We start from the raw sequence: 24,155 nt of genomic DNA, 5'->3' as shown, positions 1-24,155 counted from the left end.
TTGTCTTTTGAAAACGTTTTACAAAGGGAGGCTGTTTCATTAAAATGAGATCAAGGTACTACTTTTTAAAGTAAAGGGAGGGTTAAAAGTGGCCTATTACGTCGTGTTTGATGTAGGCGGGACGAGAACAAAACATGGATTAATGGATCAGGTTGGGGAGCTTGTTACAAGTGGTGACTATGAAACGAACTGCCGGCAGCTTGAACCGTTTTTAGAAGCCATGGCGGATGTGGTCAGGCAATATCAAAGGATGCAGGATGTCAGCGGTATCGCCATCAGTCTTCCAGGTTTTGTGGACAGTGAATCAGGTTATACAGAATTTGCAGGCGCCATCATCGCCTTAAATGGCCAAAATGTAAAAACACTTTTAGAAGAGAAAACGTCTATTCGTGTAGAAGTGGAAAATGATGCGAACTGTGCAGCTCTCGCAGAAAAATACAGCGGGCATGCAAAAGATTGTGACAGCTTTATTTGTATGACAATTGGCACTGGTGTCGGCGGAGGTATTTTTGCTAATGGTCAGCTTGTGCGCGGTGCATCCTTCCGCGGTGGTGAATTCGGCATGATGCTGACAGAGACGGAAAATGGCCAGTTTACAACTCTTAACAGCAGCGCTTCAACGGCTGGATTAATTCGGAGCTATAAAGAAAAGCAAGGAATACCGCAAAGTACTCAAATAGACGGTCAAGAAATTTTTGAAAAGGCGAAGCATGATCCGGCCATTGAGAAGCTGGTAGATCAATGGTACAAGCGAATAGCCATTGGCGTTTACAATGTAGCGACTGTTCTTAACCCGGAGAAAATCCTCATTGGCGGAGGCGTAAGTGCAAGACCAAATTTATTACAAAATATTGAAAAACATTTACATACACTGCATGCGTGGAAGAACATTCAGGTGAAGCTGGAAACTTGCTACTACTTAAATCAGGCAGGCATGAAGGGGGCACTTTACCATTTCCTCATGAAAGAAGGGCAGCTTGCTCCATCAAAAAAGCCGATACATTAAATGTATCGGCTTCAGCGTGTAGACAAATCCTCGTGTTTGTTCCGCTTCGGTGCTCGCTCAGTTACATTAATAAGCAGTTTGCAGATGCTGCTCATATTGTTTGATCCACTTAGATGCTTCCTGCCAGTTGTTTACGCGTATAATTCTGTCGTCAATTGGCATCTGGTTATAAGGGGAGTTAAAAAGTATAACCGGGATGTCAGCCTCTTTTGCAATCATTGTGGCATTGCCATGATGGTCTTCAAAAAATACATCAATTTTGTGCTTTTGAACGGCTTCCAGCTTATGATGACCGCCAACCAGCTCAATAGCATCATAGTGCACATCATGTTCTTGAAACCACTTGTAGGTGATATCCGAATGCTGCTGCCTTCTTGCGGTAATATAAATCAGTCTGTGCTGCTGCTTCATTTCGTCGAGGATCTCTTTTGCACCCTCAGCAGGCTTTGCCTGTTTATAAATAAGAGGCTCGTGCTGATCCATCCAGCCCCAAAATTCTTCTTGAGAAATTTTTAAAAGCTTCGTCAAATCATACTCTGTCATATCATCTAGTGTCATGGCACATTGGAACGACTCATTTAAGTAGGGAACAAAGGTGTCCTGTGCCGTCACTGTACCATCAATATCAATTCCTAAACGTAACATGCCCACACTCCTCATTTTTATACTCTTAAAGTGTAACATAATCAATTCACAATTCCAGCAAGTTTTAGCAATCATGAAACAGACATTTTTGCTCATACTAAAAAAGCTCCTTTCTATTAACCAAAAGGGGGAATTGATCATGGAAAGAGACGAGGATTTCAGAAGAAATGATCGTGAAATCGACACACACTTTAGTAATGATGATGGCTATTTAGAGGAAACAGCTGCTGAAATTGCAGAGCCATATCAAGCTTCAAGAGATCGAGAAGATAGACGAGGACGTGACCAAGCAGGTGACGAATCAGGCAGTAAAGGGATAGGCTATACAGCACTCGCGATTGCGATTATCTCATTATTTGTCTTGCCGGTGCTATTAGGGGTAGCGGCAATCGTCGTTGGTTATATTGCAAGAAGAAAAGGAGCACATGCGCTTGGCGCGTGGTCAATTGGGATCGGAATTGTTTCCGTCATCCTAGGCATATTTATCACCCCGTTCTTTTAATAAGAACAGAAAAACGCCTGACTATGACGTCAGGCGTTTTTTGTTAGGCATTCGCTTGTTTTTCTTTTTCAGCTTCCATTTTCGCATAATGTTCTTCAGCGATTTTATCGATTTCTTTTTTCAGTTCTTCGACCATTGTTTCTTCCGGTACTTTACGAACAATTTCACCTTTACGGAACAATAAGCCTTCGCCTCTAGCGCCTGCGATTCCGATGTCCGCTTCACGTGCTTCACCTGGACCGTTAACAGCGCAGCCGAGAACTGCTACTTTAATCGGTGCTTTGATTTTAGAAATATATTCTTCGACTTCATTTGCAATGCTGATGAGGTCAATTTCAATTCGTCCACAAGTTGGGCAGGAGATCAGTGTTGCTGCATTTGATGCAAGACCAAATGATTTCAACAATTCACGTGCTACTTTTACTTCCTCAACTGGGTCAGCACTTAATGAAATACGGAGGGTGTTCCCAATCCCCATATTCAAAATAGCGCCAAGTCCAGCTGCACTTTTGACTGTACCTGCAAATAACGTACCTGATTCTGTAATCCCAAGGTGAAGAGGATAATCAAAGGCTTTAGCCGCTTTTTCGTATGCTTCAATTGCAAGGTTTACATCAGATGCTTTCATACTGACGATGATGTCATGAAAGTCTAGGTCTTCTAGAATTTTAATGTGATGCAGTGCACTTTCGACCATACCATCTGCTGTTGGATAGCCGTATTTATCGAGAATTTTTTTCTCTAATGAACCAGCGTTTACGCCAATACGGATTGGAATGCCTTTTTCTTTTGCTGCTTTGACAACAGCTTCGACTTTTTCTCTTCTTCCGATGTTTCCTGGATTGATTCGGATTTTGTCTGCGCCTGCTTCAATCGCTTTCAGTGCAAGCTTGTAGTCAAAATGAATATCCACAACAAGCGGGATGTTAATTTGTTTTTTAATGTCCGCAATTGCATTTGCTGCACGCTCATCTGGACATGCGACACGCACGATTTGACAGCCTGCCTCTTCTAAACGTTTAATTTCAGCGACTGTCGCTTCGACATCATGTGTTTTGGTTGTTGCCATACTTTGAATGACAACCTCATTATTTCCACCTATAGTTAAAGGTCCCACTTTGACGGGACGCGTTTTAGTACGATGTGTGACTTCACTCACTTGTCAATCGCTCCTTAGTGTACAAGCAATTCTTTGCCGTGTACGTCGTGTTTTACAGTTCATATTGTAACAGTCTCTTTGTATGAATGACAAGGAATTAACGTTTTATCTCTTATAGACAGGAAACTTATACGTGCTGCCTGCCCTGATTTCGTTCGCTTTAACACCTTGATTCAGCTCCTCGAAATCCTTAATGACATCATCAAGTGGCTTGCTTGTATGTACGATGGAGAGGACTGTTTCACCTTGTTTAACAGTGACATTCTTATAAGCCTTTTTCTCAGCTGTTTGAAACGCACTTGCTGGGACAGCTGGGTTTTCCTCAACAGGGATGGTTCCATTTTTCAAATCAAAAAAGATAATAAAGAGGACAAACAAACTGATTAGTAAAAAAAGAATTCGCCGCATTTTACTCACCGCTTTTAAGAGTTTACTTCAGTCTATGCATGTCCTGAAATGATAGAACCAAAAAGAGGAGAAAAGCTGGAAAGGGTGGTTCTAGTTCGTTCTAGTATGTCTTGTAATAAAACTGCTTGGGTCGTTGGTGTAAATAGGAGAGCAAGCTCATATGACGGTTATGATAAAATAAGAAAGGGGGAGATTTAATGAAGAAAGTTAGTCAGCATATATATGTAAGAACACTAACAGAAAATGATGCAGAATCACTTTTAACATTAGAGCTTGAGAATCGCTCATATTTTCAGGAATTTACACCTTTGGTCAAAGATGATTTCTTCACGTTACCTCGTCAAATTGAACGAATTCAGCGGAGTAGGCAAAGAATTGCACAAGATGAATCTTACATGCATGGTATTTTCTTAAATGAAACCGATGCTTTAATTGGGACGATCTCATTAAGTTCTGTCGTAAGAGGTCCGATAGAAGGTGCTTGGCTTGGGTATGTACTCGATCAAAGGCAGGGCGGAAATGGATATATGACAGAAGCCATTCGTTTAATCATTGACTATGCCTTTTTTGAGTTGAATCTCCATCGTATTGAGGCTGGAGTAAAGCCAAGTAATAAAGGTTCCATTCGTGTACTTGAAAAGACAGGTTTTGAAAATGAGGGACTAAATCGTAAAAAAGTAAAGATTAATGGAGTGTGGGAGGATCACTATTTGTTTGCGATCATCCATCCAGATGAGTCCTAGCATGAATATACATAAAAAGCTCCTCCGAGCCGGGGGAGCTTTCATTGTTGGATGGATCATTTGCTTTTTTTTGCAGGAATTTCTTTCACAACAAGATATAAAAAGATAAAGTTAATGACCCAATTTAATAAAAATGAGTTTGCAACAGGCGTGTTTAATGCACTCATGATGGCGAAAAAGACCGTTGTTAATGTGAGTGAATAAGCAGAGAGCTTCCAAAGCATTTGGAAGGACAGCTCTTTTTGCTGCATTCGTTTAATAAATGTACCAAGCATCGCAAGGAATGTTGCGCTGATAAACATGAGAGCCGCAGTTGATAGATATAGCAGTACACAGATGACAGGGATGATAATCGCTTGGTTCTGATTTGTGACGCGGGCGAGTTCATCTTTTGTCAGCGTTCCACCAAGGAGCTGGTATGGAATATCTGTCATTTGTCCATCAATGGCAATCACTGCTTTTTCCTTTAACAAAGCGATAGCCGTTTGCTTTGATTCAAGCTCACTTGCTTTTATTTTTTCAGCAGGATCAAAGATGATCGTGATGCCGTTTTCTTCTTTTTCTATTGGTTCACTTTGATCCGCTTGAAGCTTTCCTTTTTCGATTGAAAAGTCGGGTAAATCTTTTTTGATCACATGCTGAAATCCTGACATCGCATTCGAGATCTCTTGGCTCATATGATACCCCTGAGGAACTGCTGCGATAATTGAGAGGATAAAAATGAATAAAATGGCTTTACCGATCCCTGTAAAACGGGCTTTCGCAATATCTTTTGGTGAATAAATTCCTTTTAACAATAGATTAAATACGTTCAATACCTATTCACTTCCTACATTCTTTTCTATTTCTCATATTGTATCAATGTCTATCCATCAAGTACAAGTATGGCCTTCATTACTGGTTAAGATAGAGGGAATGAGGCATAATGTATACAGCATATAAAAAGGAGGCGGCAGGGTCTTGGACATTCTGTATTGGATACTGATTGGCTGTGCATTTATCATTGCGTTTGTTGGACTGGTTTATCCAATTATCCCGAGTGTGGTCTTTATGGTTCTCGGATTTATTCTATATGGCTTCTTCTTTAGCTTCGAGCCGCTTACCCTGACGTTCTGGCTCATTCAAGCCATGTTTACTGCCGTCTTATTTGCGGCAGATTATGTCTCAAACCTTATTGGGGTAAAGCGCTTTGGCGGCAGCAAGGCAGCTATTTGGGGAAGCACCATTGGGTTATTAGCTGGTCCTTTTGTGATACCCATTGCAGGAATTATTATTGGTCCATTTCTTGGGAGTGTCATTGCAGAGCTACTTGTTCATCAAAAAGATCTGAAAACGAGTGTGAAAGTCGGATTAGGCTCATTAATTGGTTTTGTATCAGGTGTTTTTGCAAAAGGATTGATTCAAGCGCTGATGCTGGGGATCTTTTTATTTTATGTCCTTCGCTAAGTGAAAAAGGGTGTTTAAAACTTTTTCAAAAGGGCTAAATACAAAATAAACACTGAAATGTTTCAGAACATGAGCAATAACGTTGAAACAAGCTGTTTCTTTTGATACTCTTTGAGTAGGGTGAATTGCTGACTTACAGAGGAAGCATTTCAGTACATACATTTTAAGGAGGAATTTAACCATGGCTTTTAAACTTCCAGAATTACCATATGCTTACGATGCATTAGAACCACATATCGACAAGGAAACAATGACGATTCACCACACAAAACACCACAACACATATGTAACAAACTTAAACAAAGCAATCGAAGGTGTATCAGCTCTTGAAGATCAATCAATTGAAGAGCTAGTGGCTAACTTAAACTCAGTGCCTGAAAACATTCGTACAGCTGTACGTAACAATGGCGGAGGACATGCGAACCACTCATTATTCTGGACGCTTCTTTCACCAAACGGTGGCGGCGCACCAACTGGTGAACTTGCAGATGCAATCGAAAAAGAATTAGGCGGATTTGAAAAATTCAAATCTGATTTCGCTGCAGCAGCTGCAGGACGCTTTGGTTCTGGTTGGGCATGGCTTGTTGTGAACAACGGAAAACTTGAAATCACAAGCACGCCAAACCAAGATTCTCCTTTAACTGAAGGAAAAACGCCAATTCTAGGACTAGACGTTTGGGAGCATGCTTACTACCTAAACTACCAAAACCGTCGTCCTGATTACATTTCAGCATTCTGGAATGTTGTGAACTGGGATGAAGTAGCTCGCCTTTACAGCGAAGCTAAATAAATCATTTGATTTGAAAAGACCTGCTCTTTAGAGAAGCAGGTCTTTTTATATTTTCCCTCCTTTTTTTACATATCTGCCTTTTGATGAGACAGACTATTGTGTAGAAAAGGAGAATGAATGGTATGAGCAGATTAAAGAAAATGTTCGGGGACATGGATGTTACAAAAGATTTATTGCTCCTCCTCACGATTGGCGGGTTATACGCACTTGCCATTGCGCTTTCGAATACGTTTGTAAATGTGTACTTATGGAAACAGTCTGGGAAATTCACGGATCTTGCGATTTATAACTTGGCCATTGTGGTGCTTCAGCCCATTACGTTTTTATTCGCTGGCCGGCTCGCAAAAAAAATAGACCGGGCGTTTGTCCTTCGTTTCGGTGTCATCTTTTTAGCCGCTTTTTATTTAATTGTCTTAATGGCAGGAGAACAAGCGGCCGCACGGCTTGTTTTGTTGGGAAGTGTCCTTGGGATCGGCTATGGTTTTTACTGGCTTGCTTTTAACGTACTCACCTTTGAGATCACCGAGCCTGAAACAAGAGACTTCTTTAATGGATTTCTCGGTGTGCTTTCCTCAACTGCCGGCATGATCGGTCCTCTCATTGCGGGGATTGTCATTTCTCAGTTAAAGGATGATACAGGCTACACAGTCATTTTCACATTATCGCTTTTTTTGTTTTCACTAGCGGTTGTGATGAGCTTTTTCCTCAAAAGAAGGCAGTCTAAAGGCAAATTTATGATCAAACAAATTTGGAAAGAACGTCATGCAGACGAGAATTGGCGTAGGATTACAACAGCTCACTTTTTTCAAGGGCTTCGTGAAGGGGTCTTTGTCTTCTTAATCAGTGTCTTTGTGTTTATTGCAACAAACAGTGAGCTTGCTCTCGGGACGTTTGGTTTAGTGAATTCAGGTGTTGCCTTTTTTGCTTATTTCTTCGCTACACGTTTGATTAAGAAAAAGTGGCGGAAGAAGGCCATCATGCTTGGCGGGCTGATTTTATACGGCGCCTTGTTTTTAATCGTTTTCCACTTGTCCTATGTATCACTTCTGATGTATGCGGTAGCCATTGCAATAGGATATCCGCTCCTGCTTGTTCCTTATGTATCCTTAACATATGATGTCATTGGCCATGCAAGGTACGCCAGAAAGGCCCGAATTGAATATATTGTGGTCAGAGAGCTATTTTTAAATGCCGGCCGTATTTGTTCGATTGTTTTGTTCCTGCTGTCTGTCACCTTACTAGGTGATGAGCTCGGAATCCCTGCATCACTTGTTGTGCTCGGAGCGGGACACACCCTCATTTATTACTTTGTAAAAGATATTCATTTGAAAGAAAAAACAGCTGATATGAAAGAGGCTGACGGTCAAAAGCCAGTTTCTCAAACGAACCTTATTAAGGGAGAAAGGTAAAATTTCTTACCTATGGAACATCAAATTTCTAGATAAATGATAGAAAAACCGCTAAAATGATGATGGCACCTTTTATACACAAAAAGGGGTGCCATTTCTTTCTTGATAGAAAAGGTGATGTGATGAGAAACAAGAAAAACAAAAAAGACGCGAAGGAAGGGCGCAAAACACTTCCGATCCGGCTGAATTTATTATTTTTAGCTGCCTTTATTATTTTTACCGGTGTTGTCGTTAGACTCGGATTTGTGCAAATTGTCAATGGAGAAGATTATAAAAAGCAGGCAGAAAAACAAGAGGATGTGAATGTCAGCTCATCTGCTCCGCGCGGAAAAATTTATGATCGAAACTACAATACGATTGTCAGCAATAAAGCGCTGAATGCCATTACATATACGAGAACCTCGACGACTTCACAAGAAGAGCGGCTCAAAGTGGCATCAAAATTAGCGGATATGATTCATGTGAGTACGAAAAAAATCACAGATCGTGACAAAAAAGATTTCTGGATCTTAACGCATCCAAATGAAGCGAAAAAGCTTGTTCAAAAGGAATCAGAATTAAAGGGTGACGATAAGGTCTCTGATGATAAACTATATGAGCTTCAGCTAAAACGCATCACAGACAAGGAATTAAATCAACTGACGAAAAAAGATTTACAAGTGCTTGCCATTAAAAGGCAGATGGATGGAGGCTATGCACTTACGCCTCAATTTATTAAAAATGAAGATGTAAAGCCAAGCGAAATTGCTTACGTCTCTGAGCATTTGGACGAGCTTCCAGGTGTTGATGTGACGACAGACTGGTCACGCAGCTATCCGTATAAAGGACTGCTCCGCAGTATGCTCGGCAGTGTGTCTTCGAGTGATGAAGGTCTTCCGCAGTCACTTCTTGAGCATTATCTATCACTCGGCTACAGCCGAAATGACCGTGTAGGAAAAAGCTATCTCGAATATCAATATGAAGATGTCCTGCAGGGCCAAAAGGAAAAAGAACAGAGTACAACTGATAAACAGGGCAATGTCACAAGCTCTAAAGTGTTAACAGAAGGTAAGAGCGGGAAAGACCTTGTGCTGACAATTGATATTCAGCTACAAAAAGCGGTTGAAAAAATTATTGAAAAGAACTTGAGAAGTGCGAAACAAAGAGGGGGAACTGAGCTTCTTGACCGCGCATTTGTTGTCATGATGGACCCGAGAAATGGAGAGGTTCTCTCTGTTGCGGGTAAGCAGATTTCAAACAAAAACGGAAAATACAAATTCGATGACTACGCATTAGGAACGATGACATCCTCATATGCGATGGGATCAGCCGTAAAAGGGGCAACGGTATTGACTGGATATAAAACAGGCGCTATTCATATTGGAAGTACCCAATACGATGAACCTCTCTATATCGCCCAGTCGCCGCCAAAGAAATCCTATCAAAATATGGGACTCATTAATGATTTAACTGCACTAGAGCGTTCATCAAACGTATATATGTTCAAAACCGCAATCGCCATTGGGAAAAGCGAATATCGTAAGAATCAGGCGCTCCCAATTGATCCGAAAGCATTTGATACGTTCCGCTACAATTTCAGTAAATTTGGTCTTGGCGTCAAAACAGGTATTGACCTGCCAAACGAAGCAACAGGCTACAGAGGAACGTCTACACAATCGGGGCTCTTACTTGACTATGCGATTGGACAGTATGATACGTTTACACCGCTGCAAATGGCGCAATACGTTTCAACCATTGCAAACGGCGGATATCGTTTACGTCCGCAGCTTGTCAAAGAAGTGAGAGAGCCAGACCCGCAGCGCGGTATTGGAGCTGTGACGGAATCCGTCAAACCGGATGTATTGAATAAGCTAGACATGACAAGTGATGAAATCAAGCGTGTCCAGCAAGGCTTCAAGCTTGTGATGCAGAACCCAAGAGGGACAGCCTATTCAAACTTTGGCAACAAAAAGTATAATCCAGCTGGCAAAACAGGAACCGCTCAATCATTCTATGACGGTCCAATTAAAAGCAAGCGCGGTACACCGACGTATAACACAACTCTTGTTGCGTATGCGCCTGCTGATAATCCAGAAGTGGCTATTTCCGTTGTCGTGCCATGGGTGTATCAAGACTACAACCAGCGCTATCCAATTACAAATGATATTGGTGAACAAGTATTAGATAAGTACTTTGAACTGAAATCAAAACAGGAAAGCAATGATACACAGGCGAAAAACAAAAACAAAATTGAAAATGAAGCAGAAACAAATAACTAGACCTTTCATAGGTAAAAACGCTCACTTTTTGTGGGCGTTTTTTTACGTTTTCTTCAAAAATTCCGATATAAATTGACAAAATTCATAAAAAACGCCGCAATTTCTCTACAAAACTTCGACATTTACAAAACCTTAACATTCCATTTAAACGAAATTAATAAAGAACCTTTAATGTATTACTCGTAGGACAAATTATTCAGGGGGTATTCTTGAAATGAAAAAGAACAAATTATGGCTGCTTACTTTCCTTACTATCGCATTGTTAGCATTCGTCACAGCATGCGGAAACAGCAGCTCAAGCGGAGATTCAAAAGACAGTAAAGGAAATGCTTCAAACAAAGATGAGGCATCAGGTTCCATTACCATCTCAGGATCATCTGCGATGCAGCCTTTAGTTCTTGCGGCAGCAGAAAAATTCATGGATAAACATCCAAAAGCCGATATTCAAGTACAAGCCGGCGGTTCAGGAACAGGACTTTCTCAAGTTTCAGAAGGATCTGTACAAATTGGTAACTCAGATGTATTCGCTGAAGAGAAAGACGGAGTCGACGCAAAAGCTTTAAAAGACCACAAAGTAGCAGTTGTTGGAATGGCCGCAGCTGTAAACCCTGAAGTGGGTGTCAAAGACATCACAAAGGACGAATTGAAAAAAATCTTCACTGGTAAAATCAAAAACTGGAAAGAGCTTGGCGGGAAAGACCAAAAAATCACGCTTGTTAACAGACCTGATTCTTCAGGAACACGTGCAACATTTGTGAAATATGCACTTGATGGTGCAACACCTGCAGAAGGAATCACAGAAGATTCTTCAAACACAGTGAAAAAGCTGATTGCAGAAACACCAGGTGCGATTGGATACCTAGCATTCTCTTATTTAACAGATGACAAAATTACACCGCTTAGCATTGATGGTGTGAAACCAGAAGAAAGCAATGTAGAAAGCGGTAAATATACAATTTGGGCATACGAGCACTCTTATACAAAAGGTGAGGCGGAAGGTCTAGCAAAACAATTCTTAGATTACCTTATGAGTGACGAAGTACAAAAAGAAATCGTCAAAGACCAAGGCTACATCTCAGTTTCTAATATGAAAGTAGAAAGAGACGCAACAGGCAAACAATCGGATAAGTAAGAGGTCTTGAATTGCTGATGAAGGAAAAGTGGAGCATTTCACTTTTCCTTTTATGACATTCATAGGAGTGTAGAAAAAGATGAAGCAGATAGAACATACAGAAGCGAGCGATCGGCTGATCAGCTCGAAGAAAAATAGGCAAATGGATGAAGTAAGAGGAAGTATTTTGGTGAAATTCTGCGCATTCTTAATGATTGCAGTATCCATCGCCATCACAATATTCCTTGGCATTAAGGGTTTACAATCTTTCATCGTAAATGGTGTAAGCCCAATTGAGTTCTTAACCAGTATCAATTGGAACCCAACAGCAGAAAACCCGGAGTACGGCGCATTTCCTTTTATCTTTGGATCGATCGCCGTCACGCTTCTATCGGCACTTATTGCAGCGCCGCTAGGCATCGCAGGAGCGATCTTTATGACAGAAATTGCACCTGCATGGGGCCGGAAAATTCTCCAGCCAGTCATTGAATTGCTTGTAGGGATTCCATCCGTTGTTTACGGATTCATAGGTCTTACAGTATTGGTGCCGTTTATCGGACATTTCAAGTCAAGTGGCTCAGGGCATAGCGTGTTAGCAGGAACGATTGTCCTGTCTATTATGATTCTGCCAACCGTTACATCTATTGCAACTGATGCAATGGCTTCCCTTCCAAAAAGTTTACGTGAGGGATCCTATGCACTTGGCGCTACAAGATGGCAAACGATTAGACGTGTGCTTGTACCGGCAGCTCTTCCAACATTAATGACAGCAGTCGTTCTTGGAATGGCAAGAGCATTTGGTGAAGCCCTTGCCGTTCAAATGGTCATTGGAAACACGCGTAATTTACCAGAGAGCATTATGGATACAGCTGGTACATTAACAACCATTATTACGTTAAACATGGGTCACACAACGTATGGAAGTGTTGAAAACAATACACTTTGGTCAATGGGTCTTGTCCTTCTAGTTGTATCGTTTATGTTCATACTCATTATCAGATACTTGTCGTCTAGGAGGAAGATTTAATGAATAGCAAAATGACCGATCGTTTTGCCACGTTTGTTTTTGGATTATGTGCCGCCATTATTACGGCGATCCTAGTTGGTTTGTTTTCTTATATCATCTTCAACGGTGCAAAAGAATTAAATTTTGACTTTTTGACAACCCGCTCAAGTGCAATTGGCTCTGGCGGCGGTATTAGGGATCAGCTGTTTAACTCGTTTTACATTTTGTTTATAACAATGCTGATCACAGTACCACTTGGTGTCGGCGGTGGAGTGTACATGGCTGAATATGCGCCTCAAAACAAAGTCACTGATTTTATTCGCACATGTATTGAAGTGTTGTCTTCACTTCCTTCTATTGTCATTGGTATGTTTGGTTTACTCATGTTTGTCAATTTAACAGGCTGGGGCTATACGATCATCGGAGGAGCTCTTGCGCTCACGGTGTTTAACTTGCCAGTGATGGTCAGGGTGACAGAAGACGCGCTTCGCTCTGTACCGAAGGATCAAAAGGAAGCATCACTTGCGCTTGGTGTGACGAAATGGCATACAGTGAAGACAGTCCTGATTCCTGGTGCGATTCCTTCTATTATTACCGGTGCGATTTTAGCATCAGGAAGAGTCTTTGGGGAGGCAGCAGCGCTTCTTTTCACAGCAGGTCTCACCACACCGCGTCTTGATTTTACAAACTGGAGTCCATTTTCTGATACGTCACCGCTGAATATTTTTAGACCGGCAGAAACATTAGCCGTTCATATATGGAACGTCAATACACAAGGAATCATTCCAGATGCAGAGGCCATTGCAAATGGTGCATCAGCCGTACTTGTGCTTTCAGTTTTAGTATTTAACTTAGCAGCTAGATGGCTTGGTTCATTTATTCATAAAAAGCTTACGTCAAAATAATGTGAGAGAGGTGTGAAGGGGATATGGTTCAAATGCTAGCAGAAAAAAAAGAGATTGCAGCAAAAAAGGCTCCACTTCAAGCGGAACAGATTTTACAGGTGCAGGATTTAAGCATTTATTATGGTGAAAAAAGAGCGGTCAATCACATTTCATTTGAAATTGAGAAGAACGCAATTACCGCATTAATCGGCCCATCTGGCTGCGGGAAATCAACCTTTTTACGCAGCATTAACCGCATGAACGACTTGATCCCAGGTGCGAGAAGTGAAGGGGCGATCATGTACGAAGGACTCAATATTTTGGATGACCGCATTAATGTGGTGAATTTAAGAAGAGAAATCGGCATGGTTTTCCAAAAACCAAACCCATTTCCTAAATCGATCTACAATAACATTACCCATGCGTTAAAGTATGCGGGTGAAAAAAGAAAATCAGTGCTTGATGATGCAGTAGAGGAAAGCTTAACAAAAGCAGCGCTGTGGGATGAAGTCAAAGATCGTCTGCACCGCTCGGCTTTGTCATTATCCGGCGGTCAGCAGCAGCGCCTTTGTATTGCGCGTACACTTGCGATGAAGCCCAGCGTTCTTTTGTTAGATGAACCCGCTTCTGCCCTAGACCCAATCTCAAATGCAAAAATTGAAGAGCTATTATCAGATTTGAAAAATGATTATTCGATCGTCATTGTGACACACAACATGCAGCAAGCGTTACGTGTATCTGATCATACGGCCTTTTTCCTGAACGGTGATCTAGTAGAATATGATGCCACTGAACGTATCTTTACACGTCCTGCGCAGCAAAAAACAGAAGACTATATCAATGGTCGATTTGGATAAGGCGGGTGGATTTTGATGAATGCAGTAGCAACTGAAACAGCAAAAAAAGAAGTGTTTCGTGTGAATGATATGAACCTTTGGTACGGACAGCATCACGCACTGAAGCATATTGATTTAGACATTAAAGAGCATGAAGTCACAGCAATTATCGGTCCGTCAGGCTGCGGAAAGTCAACGTTTATCAAGACCTTAAATCTTATGGTCAAAACAGTGCCAGGTGTGAAAATCACCGGGGATATGATGTATAACGGCGACAATATTTTAAAAGGCCGCGTTGATCTAGTGGAACTGCGTAAAAACGTCGGGATGGTCTTTCAAAAAGGAAACCCATTCCCTCAGTCTATCTTTGATAATGTCGTCTACGGACCAAGAATTCATGGCGTGAAGAGCAAGCAGCAATTGAAAGAAATCGCTGAAAAAGCGCTTCGTGATGTTGCCCTTTGGGATGAAGTGAAAGATCGATTAAGTGCACCAGCATTAGGTCTTTCCGGCGGTCAGCAGCAGCGTCTTTGTATCGCAAGAGCTATTGCTACAAGCCCAGACATTTTACTAATGGATGAACCAACATCAGCGCTTGATCCTGTCTCAACATTAAAGATTGAAGAATTAATTATGAAATTAAAAGAGAAATACACGATTGCCATTGTGACGCATAACATGCAGCAAGCGGCGAGGGTATCAGATAGAACAGCCTTCTTTTTAATGGGAGAGCTTGTTGAGGTCAATGATACGAATGTGATGTTCTCAGAGCCAAATGATCAAAGAACAAATGATTATATATCTGGTCGATTTGGATAGATAATAAAACCCCCTGGAGGTCAGCGCCGCCAGGGGGTATTGTTGTTATTTTGTTAAGGCTTTGACGATTTGTTTGAACGTCATCCCTGTTTTTAAATTGAACTTGCCTGCACGAATTTCTTTATGGTAGCCGGCGTCAATCACGTAATCATTAAAATCTTTAGACGAGTTGATGATTCCGTCCTTTTCAAGCATGTCTGAAACATCACTTGTGCTCATCCCGTTTTTAATAACAAATTTGACCGATTTGCCTTTAGGCTTGTCCGATGTTTCTTTATCATTTTTAGAATCGCCGTCTTCATTTGCTTTCAGTGCTTTTTCTTTATAATCAAGAAGCTGCTGATATGTTTCACGGCTGACAGAGACTTCTTTTTTAGAGTCTAAATAGTTTTTCACATCGGTGTCTGTTACTTTCGCTGCGAGCGTTTCTTTTGTGGTTGTATCAGCCGCCGCTTCATCTTTTCCAGTGAGGAAAAAAACGATCGCCAGAACACCAGTTGCAAGAATCATACCTGCCGCAAACGTTTGGATGCTTTTTTTCGTCATACAAGCACCTTCTCATTGTCTTTAATGATCATGTTGACTTCATCTACAGATACATGCTCAGCGCGCGCAATGGCCTCAGGAGACATGCCATTTTGATGCTTTGAAATGATTTGTCTTGCGATAGATGGATCAATTTCTGAATGTTTGCGGACGACGATGTTTGTTTCAAGCAATTCTTCTTCAAGAACCTTCATTTTCTTTTTCAGTTTATAGATTTCTTGCATTGCAGATAGTTGAAGTGTTTCAAGTTCCTGCTCGACTTCTTTAATCGGCTCTCTTTGAAAATATGAGAATGCGATCAGTACGATACTGACAACAAGCAATCCGATAATTGCAATTTCCATGTTTCATCACCTTTTATTCATATTTTAATGCTGAAAGCCATAAAAGGCTTTCATGATTGTTTCAGACAGTTTTCGACCCTTCTTTTTTATACCATAAAAAAGCTAGTTTCAAAAGGAATTGCTGAAAAAATCACCTTTTTTTCATCTTTTTTCTTTTTATATGAAAAACGAGTATGAAAATCTTGCTCGCTGTCAAAATAAAAGAGGGCTTCTCATGTATACAGTACGACAAAGATTGAGGTTTTATAGGGGAGCAGGCTATTTTTCATGAAATGACCGTGCGATATGGATCAGAACGCGGATGGATTGCACTGAAAATCAAATTGGTGAAAAAACATTCTAGCATTCCTAAGCTAGAAGTGGTATTATAGTTAGGTCTGAATGTGAATTGATTTTAGTTTGGAGGGAAAAACATGCGCGTAAATATTACTCTAGCTTGCACTGAATGCGGTGAGCGTAACTATATTACTAAAAAGAATAAGCGAAACAATCCAGATCGCGTTGAATTCAAAAAGTATTGCTCACGTGATAAAAAACAAACTTTACATCGTGAAACAAAGTAAGCAGCAGGGAATTTTCCTGCTGTTTTTTTATGATGGGAGATGATCTGTGTGAAAAAGGAACTTCGCCTTCAAACATTAGCCAAGCTGGACCAGATGAGTGCCGAAGAATTCAAGCGAAGCACCGCTTTACTTCATGAGCGCTTGTTTCAACTGCCAGCATGGAAACAAGCGAATACGGTTGCACTTACCATGTCTAGAGGAAAAGAGGTACCGACAATGCCTCTCATTGAAAAAGCATGGCGGGAGGGGAAAACAGTATGTGTACCCACCTGTTTTCCGGAAACAAAAGAGATGACGTTTTATGAATATACACCAGAAACGAAAATGATCTCCCGCTACTTTGGGCTATTGGAGCCAGATCCTCTGATGTCGGCCGCTGCATCTAAAGAATCAATCGATTTGATCATTGTGCCTGGTGTGTGCTTCGATCGACAAGGCTACCGTATCGGATATGGGGGCGGCTATTATGACCGCTACTTAGCTGACTATCACGGCGATACGCTTGCCCTTTGTTTGACAGTACAGCAAACCGAGCATATTCCGGCTGAAACGCACGACATCCCGGTCTCAATCATGGTCAGTGAGAAAGGTACCATATTTCCAAAATAAAGTCCGCTGCTTATACAGATGAACGGGCTTTTTGTGTTGAGCGAAGGTGCTCGCTTATGATCAAAAGTCACATACACGATAGCGATCAACATTCTTCATTAAAAGGCATTTTAGCTGACGAGGAATATGTTTTGAAAAAATTTCGTGGAAAGAAAAGATACTTCCGTAATATGTGGGAGGAAGTGAATACTTGTGACTTAAAACTTGATCGTGATTCATGGTTTTATTTTTGGCATACGCACCTTGATTTTTTTGGAGTCGGGAAAAATAGCTTAAAAATAAGAAGAGAGCATATCAAAGCTCATATCGCTTTATATCATAGGCGGCTAAAACAGCTTGAAAGCTTTGAAAAGTCCATACCAAACTTGGATTTGTATTCACGAACATGACCTTGGTTTAGACGCTGTATATGTTCATACACCAAATCCATACGACAGTTACTTCCCGTACAAGGTGGAGGAGTTAGAGCGAAATTGTAGGCTGCCTTATACTTTCAAGGATTTAATCGACCTTCTCAATTTGACGTTTCTTATGATCAATCAGAGTGCGGATATGAAAGGAACCTTTTAAGCGATAAAAACGATGGTTCATGCATAAACAAATCCTATTTAAGCCACGATACGAACATAGGAGGGAATATGATGAATAAAATGATTTGGAGCATTGTGTTCACACTGTTTGCATTCGTTCTCGTGCAAAATCGTTATCGGCTCATGAATTTGGTTTTAGGGCAAAATCAAGTCCGGCACTTTTTGATTAAATGGCTGATGAAAATCCCATATTTTCGGACGAAATTTATTCGCCAAGCATTCTAATCCCGCAAAAGCCGGGATTTTTTTGTTTAGAAATGCGGATAAGAACGATTCTTGCTATAATAATGTAAAAAATGGAGCGCGAATGTATGAATGTCATAGATAGTTTATTTTGGCGAGTTGTTGATGAACTTAGACAAAAAGGATACGAGATGATTCAAAGTCCGTACCCAGAAGATGAAATATTTTTTGAAGCACCACGAAACTCAGGTTATGATCTCATCCGTCTATATAGAAAAGATGTGAATTTCAGGCAAGAGATCGTTCGAGATATCAAGGAGCAAACATATCGGATCAATCAGCTGAGAGAAGCTATGCGTAAACGATCTCTTCATCTCCTGCAGCTGCAATTTACAACTGATGTTCCAGTAGATGATTGGGAAGACCTAAACGGTCAGCCGCAAAAAGAGAATAAGGTGACAGTTACTCCTGTATTACTCAGTGCAGACACGCTTCAAAACGATGTAAACGAACTGCAAAAATGGCTGAATACATCGCTTGCAGTAGATGTAGAAGAAGCGAAGAAAGATACAGCTGAGAATGCAATGCAGCTGAAAAGGAACGTGCTTCAGGCATTTGATGATCAGGAAAAACAGCGAGAACGAGAACGGGCCGTGTTTCAAAATGGGAGACCCATTTTTACCTACTTGCTGATTGCTGTCCAAGTGGTGATGTTTCTTTTACTTGAGCTGTCAGGCGGAAGTACCAATACCGCAACTTTAACAGCATTTGGTGCTAAAAATAATGTGCTGATTTTAGAGGGTGAATGGTGGCGCCTGATGACACCAATGTTTTTACATATTGGCTTGACGCACTTACTCTTTAATACTTTTGCTCTTTGGTCCGTTGGAGCGGCTGTTGAGAGAATTTATGGGTCGGGAAGATTTTTGCTCATCTATTTGATTTCCGGCATTTTTGGCTCTATAGCGAGCTTTGTGTTTAATACGGCAATTGCAGCAGGCGCTTCTGGCGCGATCTTTGGCTGCTTAGGCGCACTGTTATATTTAGCCATCTCAAACCGAAAGCTTTTCTTTCGGACGATGGGGACAAATATTATTGTCATTATCCTCATCAACCTAGGAATAGGCTTCACTGTATCAGGTATTGATAACGCAGGGCATCTTGGCGGCCTGGTTGGCGGTTTTTTCACCGCATTAGCTGTCCGTCTGCCTAAACAGATCCAGCCTGTCAAAATGCTTCTTGCGAGTGCTGCTTTGCTCTTTATTGGTGGTTTTGGATTGTATACAGGGTTTCATTCTGACGATCAAAAGCAAGCAGCGGCAACAAGTGAGGCAGCAAGTTTATTTGATGAGAAAAAGTATAGCGAAGCAAGTGAACGACTAGAGGAATATGTGCACGATAAAGATGCATCAGCTGAGGCACTTCATATCTATGCACTATCGGAAGCGCAGCAGGGCCAACTTGATAAGGCTATTCAATTTTTACAAAAGTCGCTTGAAAAAGATCCAGATGATCCAAATAAACTGTATCATTTATCGCTTTTATACGTAGAAAAAGGAGAGACAGCGAAAGCAGAGGATCTATTAGCGAAAGCGTTAAAACAAGATCCTCAAAATGATCAATTTTTAAAGCTGAAACAATATATCGAAAATAGTCAAACACGTTGAATGACTTGACTGAAAGCGCATTTATGAATACGCTTATCCTATCTGTTGATGAAAAGAAATGGTGGAAACAATGAAAACGTTATATGATGTACAGCAGCTGCTCATGAGATTTGGAAATTATGTGTATTTCGGAGATCGTGAAGTAGAATTAGAATTTATGGCAGACGAATTGAAGGAAATGTATACAGCGGGCATCATTGACCGGACCGAATGGTCAAACGCAATGACGATTCTTCAAATGGAGCTAGCCAAATTAAATCGAAAAACAATGTGAAGGTGGAGGGCATATGACAGGGGATTGGTTTGTAGGTATTGATCTTGGCGGTACGACAATTAAGCTTGCGTTCATTAATCTTTATGGTGAAATTCAGCATAAGTGGGAGATTCCTACGGATAAATCCGGGCAGACGATCACAGTCGATATTGCCAAATCAATTGACCATAAACTGGTTGAGATCAGTATGCCGAAATCAGCACTTATTGGGATCGGCATGGGTGCACCTGGACCTGTAGATAAAGTATCTGGCATCGTCTATAAAACAACGAATCTGGGCTGGACAAACTACCCCTTGAAAGATCACCTAGAGGCAGAGACGGGACTTCCATCTGTCATTGAGAATGATGCGAATATTGCTGCACTCGGTGAAATGTGGAAGGGTGCAGGCGATGGCGCAAAAAATATCCTGATGGTCACACTTGGAACAGGGGTTGGCGGCGGCATCATCGTCAATGGTGAAGTTGTTCAAGGGGAGACAGGTGCTGGCGGAGAAATTGGCCATATTTGTGCCGTCCCATTTCAAGGAGCACCGTGTAACTGCGGAAGAACAGGCTGTATTGAAACGATCGCATCTGCAACTGGCATCGTCCGGATTGCAAAGGATAAATTAGAAACCGAGCAGCATACATCTTCACTTGGCAAGCTCGCTTCGCTATCGGCAAAGAATGTATTTGAAGCGGCAGAAAACGGAGATGATCTTGCAATGCGTGTCGTAGAAGAAGTGACGACACATCTTGGACTTGTCCTAGCGAATCTTGCTAGTGCTTTAAACCCAACAAAAATTGTAATTGGCGGCGGTGTTTCAAAAGCAGGTGAGCTTCTTCGCAGTAAAGTAGAGCGCATTGTGAAACAACATGCTTTCCCGCCTTGCGCTGACGATGTTGAAGTGGTAATTGCATCACTCGGGAACGATGCGGGTGTTATCGGCGGTGCATGGATGGCAAAAACCAAATGGCTGTCTTGAACAAAAAAGTCATAATGATGTCATTTTTATTAAAAAAAGCGATAGATAGGCATGAAATTGGATGTTTAGCATATTCATAAGTTTGTCATGAGGAAAAAGACATTGATTTTCCATCATATACAGGATAAGATATACTTTAGTTATTTTTCTAGAAGCACCAATAATTAGGGTATATCTAGAGCCTGGGTGCGCGCTTAGCATAAGGAGGTTACAATGCGAAAGAATAGATTAAAGGCGATTTCATTTTTACTGATTGCGACATTGCTGATGTGGGTTAAAACCTATGTTATCTATAAATCTAGCTTCAATATTAAAATTGAAAATTTCATGCAGGAGTTTATCCTGTTTATTAATCCGCTTAGCTTTCTCTTGTTTATCTTCGGTATCGGTTTATTTTTCAAAGAAAAAAATCGCAATCGATATATCATCGTGACAAGCTTTATCCTAACATTCGTTTTGTTAGCCAACATTGTGTTTTATCGATTCTATAGTGATTTTCTAACCATCCCCGTCCTATTTCAAACAAACAATATGGGTGACCTCGGGTCCAGTATTACCTCTTTAATTGAACCAGTCGATTTACTGATGTTTGTTGATATCATCATTTTAATTTGGCTCTATAAAAAACAGCCTTCCTTTAGAACAGATGTCACCGTTTCACGAAAAGAACGAGCAGCATATTACTTATTTGTGGTAGCTACATTTTTCTTTAACCTTGGTTTAGCTGAAACAGAAAGACCAGAACTGCTTACTCGCTCATTTGACCGTGAGATGCTGGTGAAAAATATCAGCTTATATAACTTCCATATTTATGATGGGGTATTGCAATCGAAGCAGTCCGCCCAACGAGCCCTTGCTGACAGCAATAGCTTAACTGAAATTGAAAACTATGTAAGCGCAAATCAAACGGACCGTAATGAAAAGACATTTGGTCAAGCAAAAGGACGAAATGTCATTCTTGTATCACTTGAATCGACACAGAGTTTCGTGATCAATGAAAAATTAAACGGGAAAGAAATTACTCCATTTTTAAACAAATTGATCAAGAAGAGCTATAACTTTACTAATTTTTATCACCAAACAGGTCAAGGGAAAACATCTGATTCAGAGTTTATTGTAGATAATTCTCTTTATCCACTTGGAAGAGGGGCTGTGTTCTTCACAAATCCAAGTAATGAGTTTACAGCGACACCTGAGCTGTTAAAGGATGAGGGCTACCACTCTTCTGTTATTCATGCGAATAACAAAAGCTTCTGGAACCGTGACCTTATCTACGATAGCTTTGGCTACGATAAGTTCTTTGATATTAAATCATTTGATGTGAATGAAGAAAACTCAGTTGGCTGGGGACTGAAAGATGGTCCGTTCTTTGAGCAGTCCGCTGAATTAATGAAATCGATCCCGCAGCCTTTCTATACGAGATTGATTACATTAACGAACCATTTCCCTTTTGATTTAGATGAGGAAGATAAGCTCATTGATGAATATGATTCAAAGAGCAAAACACTGAACAAGTACTTCCCTACAGTGCGTTATCAAGATGAAGCCCTTAAGCTTTTCTTTAAAAAGATGAAGGAAGCTGGGTTATACGATAACTCCATTTTTGTTTTGTATGGGGATCACTACGGAATTTCTGAAAACCATAACGAAGCCATGGGACAATTCTTAAATAAAGAGATTACGCCATTTGAAGAAGTGCAGCTTCAAAAAGTCCCGTTTGTTGTACACATTCCAGGGGTAACGGATCAACATCCAAAAGAAATTGATACGGTAGGCGGTCAGGTCGATATCCGTCCAACTGTACTCAATCTTCTAGGGATTGATACAAGTAAACAAATTCAATTTGGTCATGACCTTTTATCAAAAGATACGAATGACTTTACAGTACTCCGTGATGGAAGCTTTATTACGAAGGACAGCATTTTTACAGATGGTGTTTGCTACAATAAAGAGACAGGCGAGCCAGCAGATGATAAAAATGTGTGTCAGTCTTATGAAGAGAAAGCGAAGCAGGAGCTTCAATTTTCTGATCAAATCATCTACGGAGATCTCCTTAGATTTTATGATCGAAACAGCCCGGACCATTCACCATCCAAAAAAGAAGGTGAAACGGAGCTGAAAAAGGCGTCCTAATAGATGAAAAAACCTCTGCTATTTTAGAAGCAGAGGTTTTCTTTTTTTGTCTGACGGCTCATATAGTATGAGAGGAGGGATGTAAATGAAGACAACGTCGTTTGGAAAAATTGAATGGCAGCTGGATGAAGCAGGGAGGGATGCTGTGGCAAAGCAGCTTGGTATTGGCAAAGCTGCTTTTAATTTATCTAATCAATCAAGCACTGATAACCTTCTTTTACCGGGATATAGACTTCCAGAAGGAGTCCATGTATTTGATTCGATAGGTGATGTGCAGAGATTTATTGCACCTTACAGACTGCAACAATCCGATGATTGGATTAATGGAACATTTGAATATGATAGCGCTCGATTAGAAGAAGAGCTGAGCCGCTTGAAAGCCGTATTTCCTTTTCTTCATATCAGTGTTATTGGCCATTCAGTGCTTGATACACCTATTTATGAGATCCGAACAGAGCCTGTTCAGCATTTACATTCTATTCATCTCAATGCCTCTTTTCATGCAAATGAATGGATCACGACGTCTGTTTTATTAAAATGGTTGAAATCGCTTTGCTTAGCAGCGTCAGATCCGGTTCAGGCAAGACATTATGAAGCGGTTCATATTCTGCAGACCACCGCTTTATCCATCGTGCCAATGGTCAATCCAGATGGAGTGGATTTGGTTCGTAATGGACCGGAGTCACTAGGTCTTCATCGTGAAGAATTCACACTGCTAAACGAGGGATATTCCGATTACCGGGAATGGAAAGCAAATATTCGAGGGGTGGATTTAAACAATCAATTCCCTGCTTATTGGGAGATCGAGTACTATCGTCATCAGTCGAAGGCACCGTCCTACCGGGATTATCCTGGGCGCGAGCCATTAACAGAACCAGAAGCGAAAGCGATGGCCAATCTTGCGTTGCGAAAACGATTTGACCGGCTGATCGCCCTTCATACACAAGGAGAAGAGATCTATTGGGGGTTTCTTGGCCATGAGCCAGCTATCTCAAAAGAAACGGTCAAACGATTCGAACTAGTGAGCGGCTACAAACCGATCCAATATCTCGACAGCTATGCAGGCTATCGCGATTGGTTTATTTATCAATTTCATAGTGAGGGCTATACAGTCGAGCTTGGTCTAGGGAAAAATCCTCTTTCTATGGATCAATTTGATTCGATCTATGAAAAAACAAAGCGGCTTTTGTGGGAAGCGTGTAAATGTTAAAAGCACCTGTCTGGTGCTTTTTCATATTTTGAGAAAATCAATTGCTT

26 protein-coding genes are annotated in these 24,155 nt (G+C 41.0%); 20 read left to right on the top strand and 6 right to left on the bottom strand.

The features are described from left to right. Positions 1–88 precede the first annotated feature (88 nt). Positions 89–1,006, top strand: coding sequence for an ROK family protein (locus MHI23_RS11700; RefSeq protein ID WP_342491972.1), 918 nt, complete (start codon positions 89–91; stop codon positions 1,004–1,006). A 66-nt stretch (positions 1,007–1,072) separates the two neighbouring features. Here MHI23_RS11700 and MHI23_RS11695 read toward each other — a convergent pair whose 3' ends face one another. Next, complete coding sequence (locus MHI23_RS11695; RefSeq protein ID WP_056767359.1) at positions 1,073–1,651, bottom strand: hypothetical protein; 579 nt, start codon at positions 1,649–1,651, stop codon at positions 1,073–1,075. A 139-nt stretch (positions 1,652–1,790) separates the two neighbouring features. Between MHI23_RS11695 and MHI23_RS11690 the strand changes: the two genes are divergently transcribed. Then, positions 1,791–2,153, top strand: a complete 363-nt coding sequence (locus MHI23_RS11690) for a DUF308 domain-containing protein (protein ID WP_025092959.1) — start codon at positions 1,791–1,793, stop codon at positions 2,151–2,153. A gap of 43 nt (positions 2,154–2,196) precedes the next feature. On the opposite strand, the gene ispG is transcribed toward MHI23_RS11690, so the two are convergent. Further along, positions 2,197–3,312, bottom strand: coding sequence for a flavodoxin-dependent (E)-4-hydroxy-3-methylbut-2-enyl-diphosphate synthase (gene ispG, locus MHI23_RS11685; RefSeq protein ID WP_024423001.1), 1,116 nt, complete (start codon positions 3,310–3,312; stop codon positions 2,197–2,199). A 105-nt stretch (positions 3,313–3,417) separates the two neighbouring features. Next, positions 3,418–3,720 (bottom strand): hypothetical protein, encoded by a 303-nt coding sequence (locus MHI23_RS11680; RefSeq protein WP_056767356.1) that lies wholly within the window; start codon positions 3,718–3,720, stop codon positions 3,418–3,420. A gap of 197 nt (positions 3,721–3,917) precedes the next feature. Between MHI23_RS11680 and MHI23_RS11675 the strand changes: the two genes are divergently transcribed. Continuing rightward, complete coding sequence (locus MHI23_RS11675; RefSeq protein ID WP_056767353.1) at positions 3,918–4,463, top strand: GNAT family protein; 546 nt, start codon at positions 3,918–3,920, stop codon at positions 4,461–4,463. 56 nt (positions 4,464–4,519) lie between these two features. Here the strand turns inward: MHI23_RS11675 and MHI23_RS11670 are convergent, their stop codons facing one another. Then, a complete protein-coding gene (locus MHI23_RS11670) occupies positions 4,520–5,278 on the bottom strand; it encodes a DUF1189 domain-containing protein (RefSeq protein ID WP_025092961.1) in 759 nt (252 codons plus the stop codon). Between the two features lie 145 nt (positions 5,279–5,423). On the opposite strand from MHI23_RS11670, the gene MHI23_RS11665 reads away from it, so the two are divergent. The 9 genes from MHI23_RS11665 to pstB (MHI23_RS11625) all read left to right on the top strand — a co-directional run bounded on the left by MHI23_RS11665 (position 5,424) and on the right by pstB (MHI23_RS11625) (position 15,022). Next, a complete protein-coding gene (locus tag MHI23_RS11665; protein ID WP_024427974.1) occupies positions 5,424–5,909 on the top strand; it encodes a DUF456 domain-containing protein in 486 nt (161 codons plus the stop codon). A 181-nt stretch (positions 5,910–6,090) separates the two neighbouring features. Continuing rightward, the gene (sodA, locus tag MHI23_RS11660; RefSeq protein ID WP_007501264.1) at positions 6,091–6,699 is read left to right on the top strand and encodes a superoxide dismutase SodA; all 609 of its coding nucleotides are present in this window, start codon (positions 6,091–6,093) and stop codon (positions 6,697–6,699) included. Positions 6,700–6,821: 122 nt separating this feature from the next. Beyond that, positions 6,822–8,108: an MFS transporter gene (locus MHI23_RS11655; protein WP_041106889.1), complete on the top strand. Its 1,287-nt coding sequence runs from the start codon at positions 6,822–6,824 to the stop codon at positions 8,106–8,108. Between the two features lie 122 nt (positions 8,109–8,230). Further along, positions 8,231–10,366: a penicillin-binding protein 2 gene (locus MHI23_RS11650; protein WP_024427976.1), complete on the top strand. Its 2,136-nt coding sequence runs from the start codon at positions 8,231–8,233 to the stop codon at positions 10,364–10,366. 214 nt (positions 10,367–10,580) lie between these two features. After that, positions 10,581–11,498, top strand: coding sequence for a phosphate ABC transporter substrate-binding protein (locus tag MHI23_RS11645; RefSeq protein WP_342491971.1), 918 nt, complete (start codon positions 10,581–10,583; stop codon positions 11,496–11,498). 79 nt (positions 11,499–11,577) lie between these two features. Next, complete coding sequence (pstC, locus tag MHI23_RS11640; protein WP_024422994.1) at positions 11,578–12,504, top strand: phosphate ABC transporter permease subunit PstC; 927 nt, start codon at positions 11,578–11,580, stop codon at positions 12,502–12,504. Continuing rightward, complete coding sequence (gene pstA / locus MHI23_RS11635; protein WP_025092964.1) at positions 12,504–13,388, top strand: phosphate ABC transporter permease PstA; 885 nt, start codon at positions 12,504–12,506, stop codon at positions 13,386–13,388. The genes pstC and pstA overlap by 1 nt, the downstream gene beginning before the upstream one ends. A gap of 32 nt (positions 13,389–13,420) precedes the next feature. Then, the gene (gene pstB, locus MHI23_RS11630) at positions 13,421–14,224 is read left to right on the top strand and encodes a phosphate ABC transporter ATP-binding protein PstB (RefSeq protein ID WP_169510668.1); all 804 of its coding nucleotides are present in this window, start codon (positions 13,421–13,423) and stop codon (positions 14,222–14,224) included. A gap of 15 nt (positions 14,225–14,239) precedes the next feature. Continuing rightward, entirely contained in the window at positions 14,240–15,022 is a 783-nt protein-coding gene (gene pstB, locus MHI23_RS11625; RefSeq protein WP_017367606.1) for a phosphate ABC transporter ATP-binding protein PstB, read from the top strand. A gap of 45 nt (positions 15,023–15,067) precedes the next feature. Here pstB (MHI23_RS11625) and MHI23_RS11620 read toward each other — a convergent pair whose 3' ends face one another. Both MHI23_RS11620 and MHI23_RS11615 read right to left on the bottom strand, forming a co-directional pair. Next, entirely contained in the window at positions 15,068–15,568 is a 501-nt protein-coding gene (locus MHI23_RS11620; RefSeq protein ID WP_024422990.1) for an endolytic transglycosylase MltG, read from the bottom strand. Then, positions 15,565–15,912: a hypothetical protein gene (locus MHI23_RS11615; protein WP_024422989.1), complete on the bottom strand. Its 348-nt coding sequence runs from the start codon at positions 15,910–15,912 to the stop codon at positions 15,565–15,567. The genes MHI23_RS11620 and MHI23_RS11615 overlap by 4 nt, the downstream gene beginning before the upstream one ends. A gap of 413 nt (positions 15,913–16,325) precedes the next feature. Here MHI23_RS11615 and rpmG point away from each other — a divergent pair, with 413 nt between their 5' ends. The 8 genes from rpmG (at position 16,326) to MHI23_RS11575 (ending at position 24,108) form a co-directional block, all read left to right on the top strand. Next, entirely contained in the window at positions 16,326–16,475 is a 150-nt protein-coding gene (rpmG, locus tag MHI23_RS11610; protein WP_008360061.1) for a 50S ribosomal protein L33, read from the top strand. A gap of 48 nt (positions 16,476–16,523) precedes the next feature. Beyond that, positions 16,524–17,084 carry a 5-formyltetrahydrofolate cyclo-ligase gene (locus MHI23_RS11605; RefSeq protein WP_149126471.1) on the top strand — a complete coding sequence of 187 codons (561 nt, stop codon included), beginning with the start codon at positions 16,524–16,526 and terminating at the stop codon, positions 17,082–17,084. Between the two features lie 641 nt (positions 17,085–17,725). Continuing rightward, a complete protein-coding gene (locus MHI23_RS11600; RefSeq protein ID WP_162176177.1) occupies positions 17,726–17,899 on the top strand; it encodes a hypothetical protein in 174 nt (57 codons plus the stop codon). 86 nt (positions 17,900–17,985) lie between these two features. Continuing rightward, the gene (locus MHI23_RS11595) at positions 17,986–19,524 is read left to right on the top strand and encodes a rhomboid family intramembrane serine protease (RefSeq protein WP_149126473.1); all 1,539 of its coding nucleotides are present in this window, start codon (positions 17,986–17,988) and stop codon (positions 19,522–19,524) included. Positions 19,525–19,594: 70 nt separating this feature from the next. Next, the gene (locus MHI23_RS11590; protein WP_025092967.1) at positions 19,595–19,798 is read left to right on the top strand and encodes a YqgQ family protein; all 204 of its coding nucleotides are present in this window, start codon (positions 19,595–19,597) and stop codon (positions 19,796–19,798) included. Between the two features lie 13 nt (positions 19,799–19,811). Next, a complete protein-coding gene (locus MHI23_RS11585; protein WP_025092968.1) occupies positions 19,812–20,765 on the top strand; it encodes an ROK family glucokinase in 954 nt (317 codons plus the stop codon). Positions 20,766–20,978: 213 nt separating this feature from the next. Next, positions 20,979–22,898 carry an LTA synthase family protein gene (locus MHI23_RS11580; RefSeq protein ID WP_041117983.1) on the top strand — a complete coding sequence of 640 codons (1,920 nt, stop codon included), beginning with the start codon at positions 20,979–20,981 and terminating at the stop codon, positions 22,896–22,898. 85 nt (positions 22,899–22,983) lie between these two features. Beyond that, positions 22,984–24,108: a M14 family metallocarboxypeptidase gene (locus tag MHI23_RS11575; RefSeq protein ID WP_342491970.1), complete on the top strand. Its 1,125-nt coding sequence runs from the start codon at positions 22,984–22,986 to the stop codon at positions 24,106–24,108. Positions 24,109–24,155 lie beyond the last annotated feature (47 nt).

Origin of the sequence: Bacillus sp. FSL M7-0003 (genome assembly GCF_038628485.1) — a bacterium.
Lineage (GTDB): Bacteria > Bacillota > Bacilli > Bacillales > Bacillaceae > Bacillus > Bacillus safensis.
This window is presented reverse-complemented; position numbering and strand designations above follow the sequence as displayed.

What these genes read in the sequence shown, in the direction of transcription:
- MHI23_RS11680 (WP_056767356.1), bottom strand. Translation starts at nt 3,720, where the DNA reads ATGCGGCGAATTCTTTTTTTACTAATCAGTTTGTTTGTCCTCTTTATT.
- MHI23_RS11675 (WP_056767353.1), top strand. Translation starts at nt 3,918, where the DNA reads ATGAAGAAAGTTAGTCAGCATATATATGTAAGAACACTAACAGAAAAT.
- rpmG (WP_008360061.1), top strand. Translation starts at nt 16,326, where the DNA reads ATGCGCGTAAATATTACTCTAGCTTGCACTGAATGCGGTGAGCGTAAC.
- pstA (WP_025092964.1), top strand. Translation starts at nt 12,504, where the DNA reads ATGAATAGCAAAATGACCGATCGTTTTGCCACGTTTGTTTTTGGATTA.
- pstB (WP_017367606.1), top strand. Translation starts at nt 14,240, where the DNA reads ATGAATGCAGTAGCAACTGAAACAGCAAAAAAAGAAGTGTTTCGTGTG.
- MHI23_RS11655 (WP_041106889.1), top strand. Translation starts at nt 6,822, where the DNA reads ATGAGCAGATTAAAGAAAATGTTCGGGGACATGGATGTTACAAAAGAT.
- MHI23_RS11575 (WP_342491970.1), top strand. Translation starts at nt 22,984, where the DNA reads ATGAAGACAACGTCGTTTGGAAAAATTGAATGGCAGCTGGATGAAGCA.
- pstC (WP_024422994.1), top strand. Translation starts at nt 11,578, where the DNA reads ATGAAGCAGATAGAACATACAGAAGCGAGCGATCGGCTGATCAGCTCG.
- MHI23_RS11590 (WP_025092967.1), top strand. Translation starts at nt 19,595, where the DNA reads ATGAAAACGTTATATGATGTACAGCAGCTGCTCATGAGATTTGGAAAT.
- sodA (WP_007501264.1), top strand. Translation starts at nt 6,091, where the DNA reads ATGGCTTTTAAACTTCCAGAATTACCATATGCTTACGATGCATTAGAA.
- MHI23_RS11595 (WP_149126473.1), top strand. Translation starts at nt 17,986, where the DNA reads ATGAATGTCATAGATAGTTTATTTTGGCGAGTTGTTGATGAACTTAGA.
- MHI23_RS11695 (WP_056767359.1), bottom strand. Translation starts at nt 1,651, where the DNA reads ATGTTACGTTTAGGAATTGATATTGATGGTACAGTGACGGCACAGGAC.
- pstB (WP_169510668.1), top strand. Translation starts at nt 13,421, where the DNA reads ATGCTAGCAGAAAAAAAAGAGATTGCAGCAAAAAAGGCTCCACTTCAA.
- MHI23_RS11615 (WP_024422989.1), bottom strand. Translation starts at nt 15,912, where the DNA reads ATGGAAATTGCAATTATCGGATTGCTTGTTGTCAGTATCGTACTGATC.
- MHI23_RS11650 (WP_024427976.1), top strand. Translation starts at nt 8,231, where the DNA reads ATGAGAAACAAGAAAAACAAAAAAGACGCGAAGGAAGGGCGCAAAACA.
- MHI23_RS11600 (WP_162176177.1), top strand. Translation starts at nt 17,726, where the DNA reads ATGAATAAAATGATTTGGAGCATTGTGTTCACACTGTTTGCATTCGTT.
- MHI23_RS11580 (WP_041117983.1), top strand. Translation starts at nt 20,979, where the DNA reads ATGCGAAAGAATAGATTAAAGGCGATTTCATTTTTACTGATTGCGACA.
- MHI23_RS11585 (WP_025092968.1), top strand. Translation starts at nt 19,812, where the DNA reads ATGACAGGGGATTGGTTTGTAGGTATTGATCTTGGCGGTACGACAATT.
- MHI23_RS11620 (WP_024422990.1), bottom strand. Translation starts at nt 15,568, where the DNA reads ATGACGAAAAAAAGCATCCAAACGTTTGCGGCAGGTATGATTCTTGCA.
- MHI23_RS11645 (WP_342491971.1), top strand. Translation starts at nt 10,581, where the DNA reads ATGAAAAAGAACAAATTATGGCTGCTTACTTTCCTTACTATCGCATTG.
- MHI23_RS11690 (WP_025092959.1), top strand. Translation starts at nt 1,791, where the DNA reads ATGGAAAGAGACGAGGATTTCAGAAGAAATGATCGTGAAATCGACACA.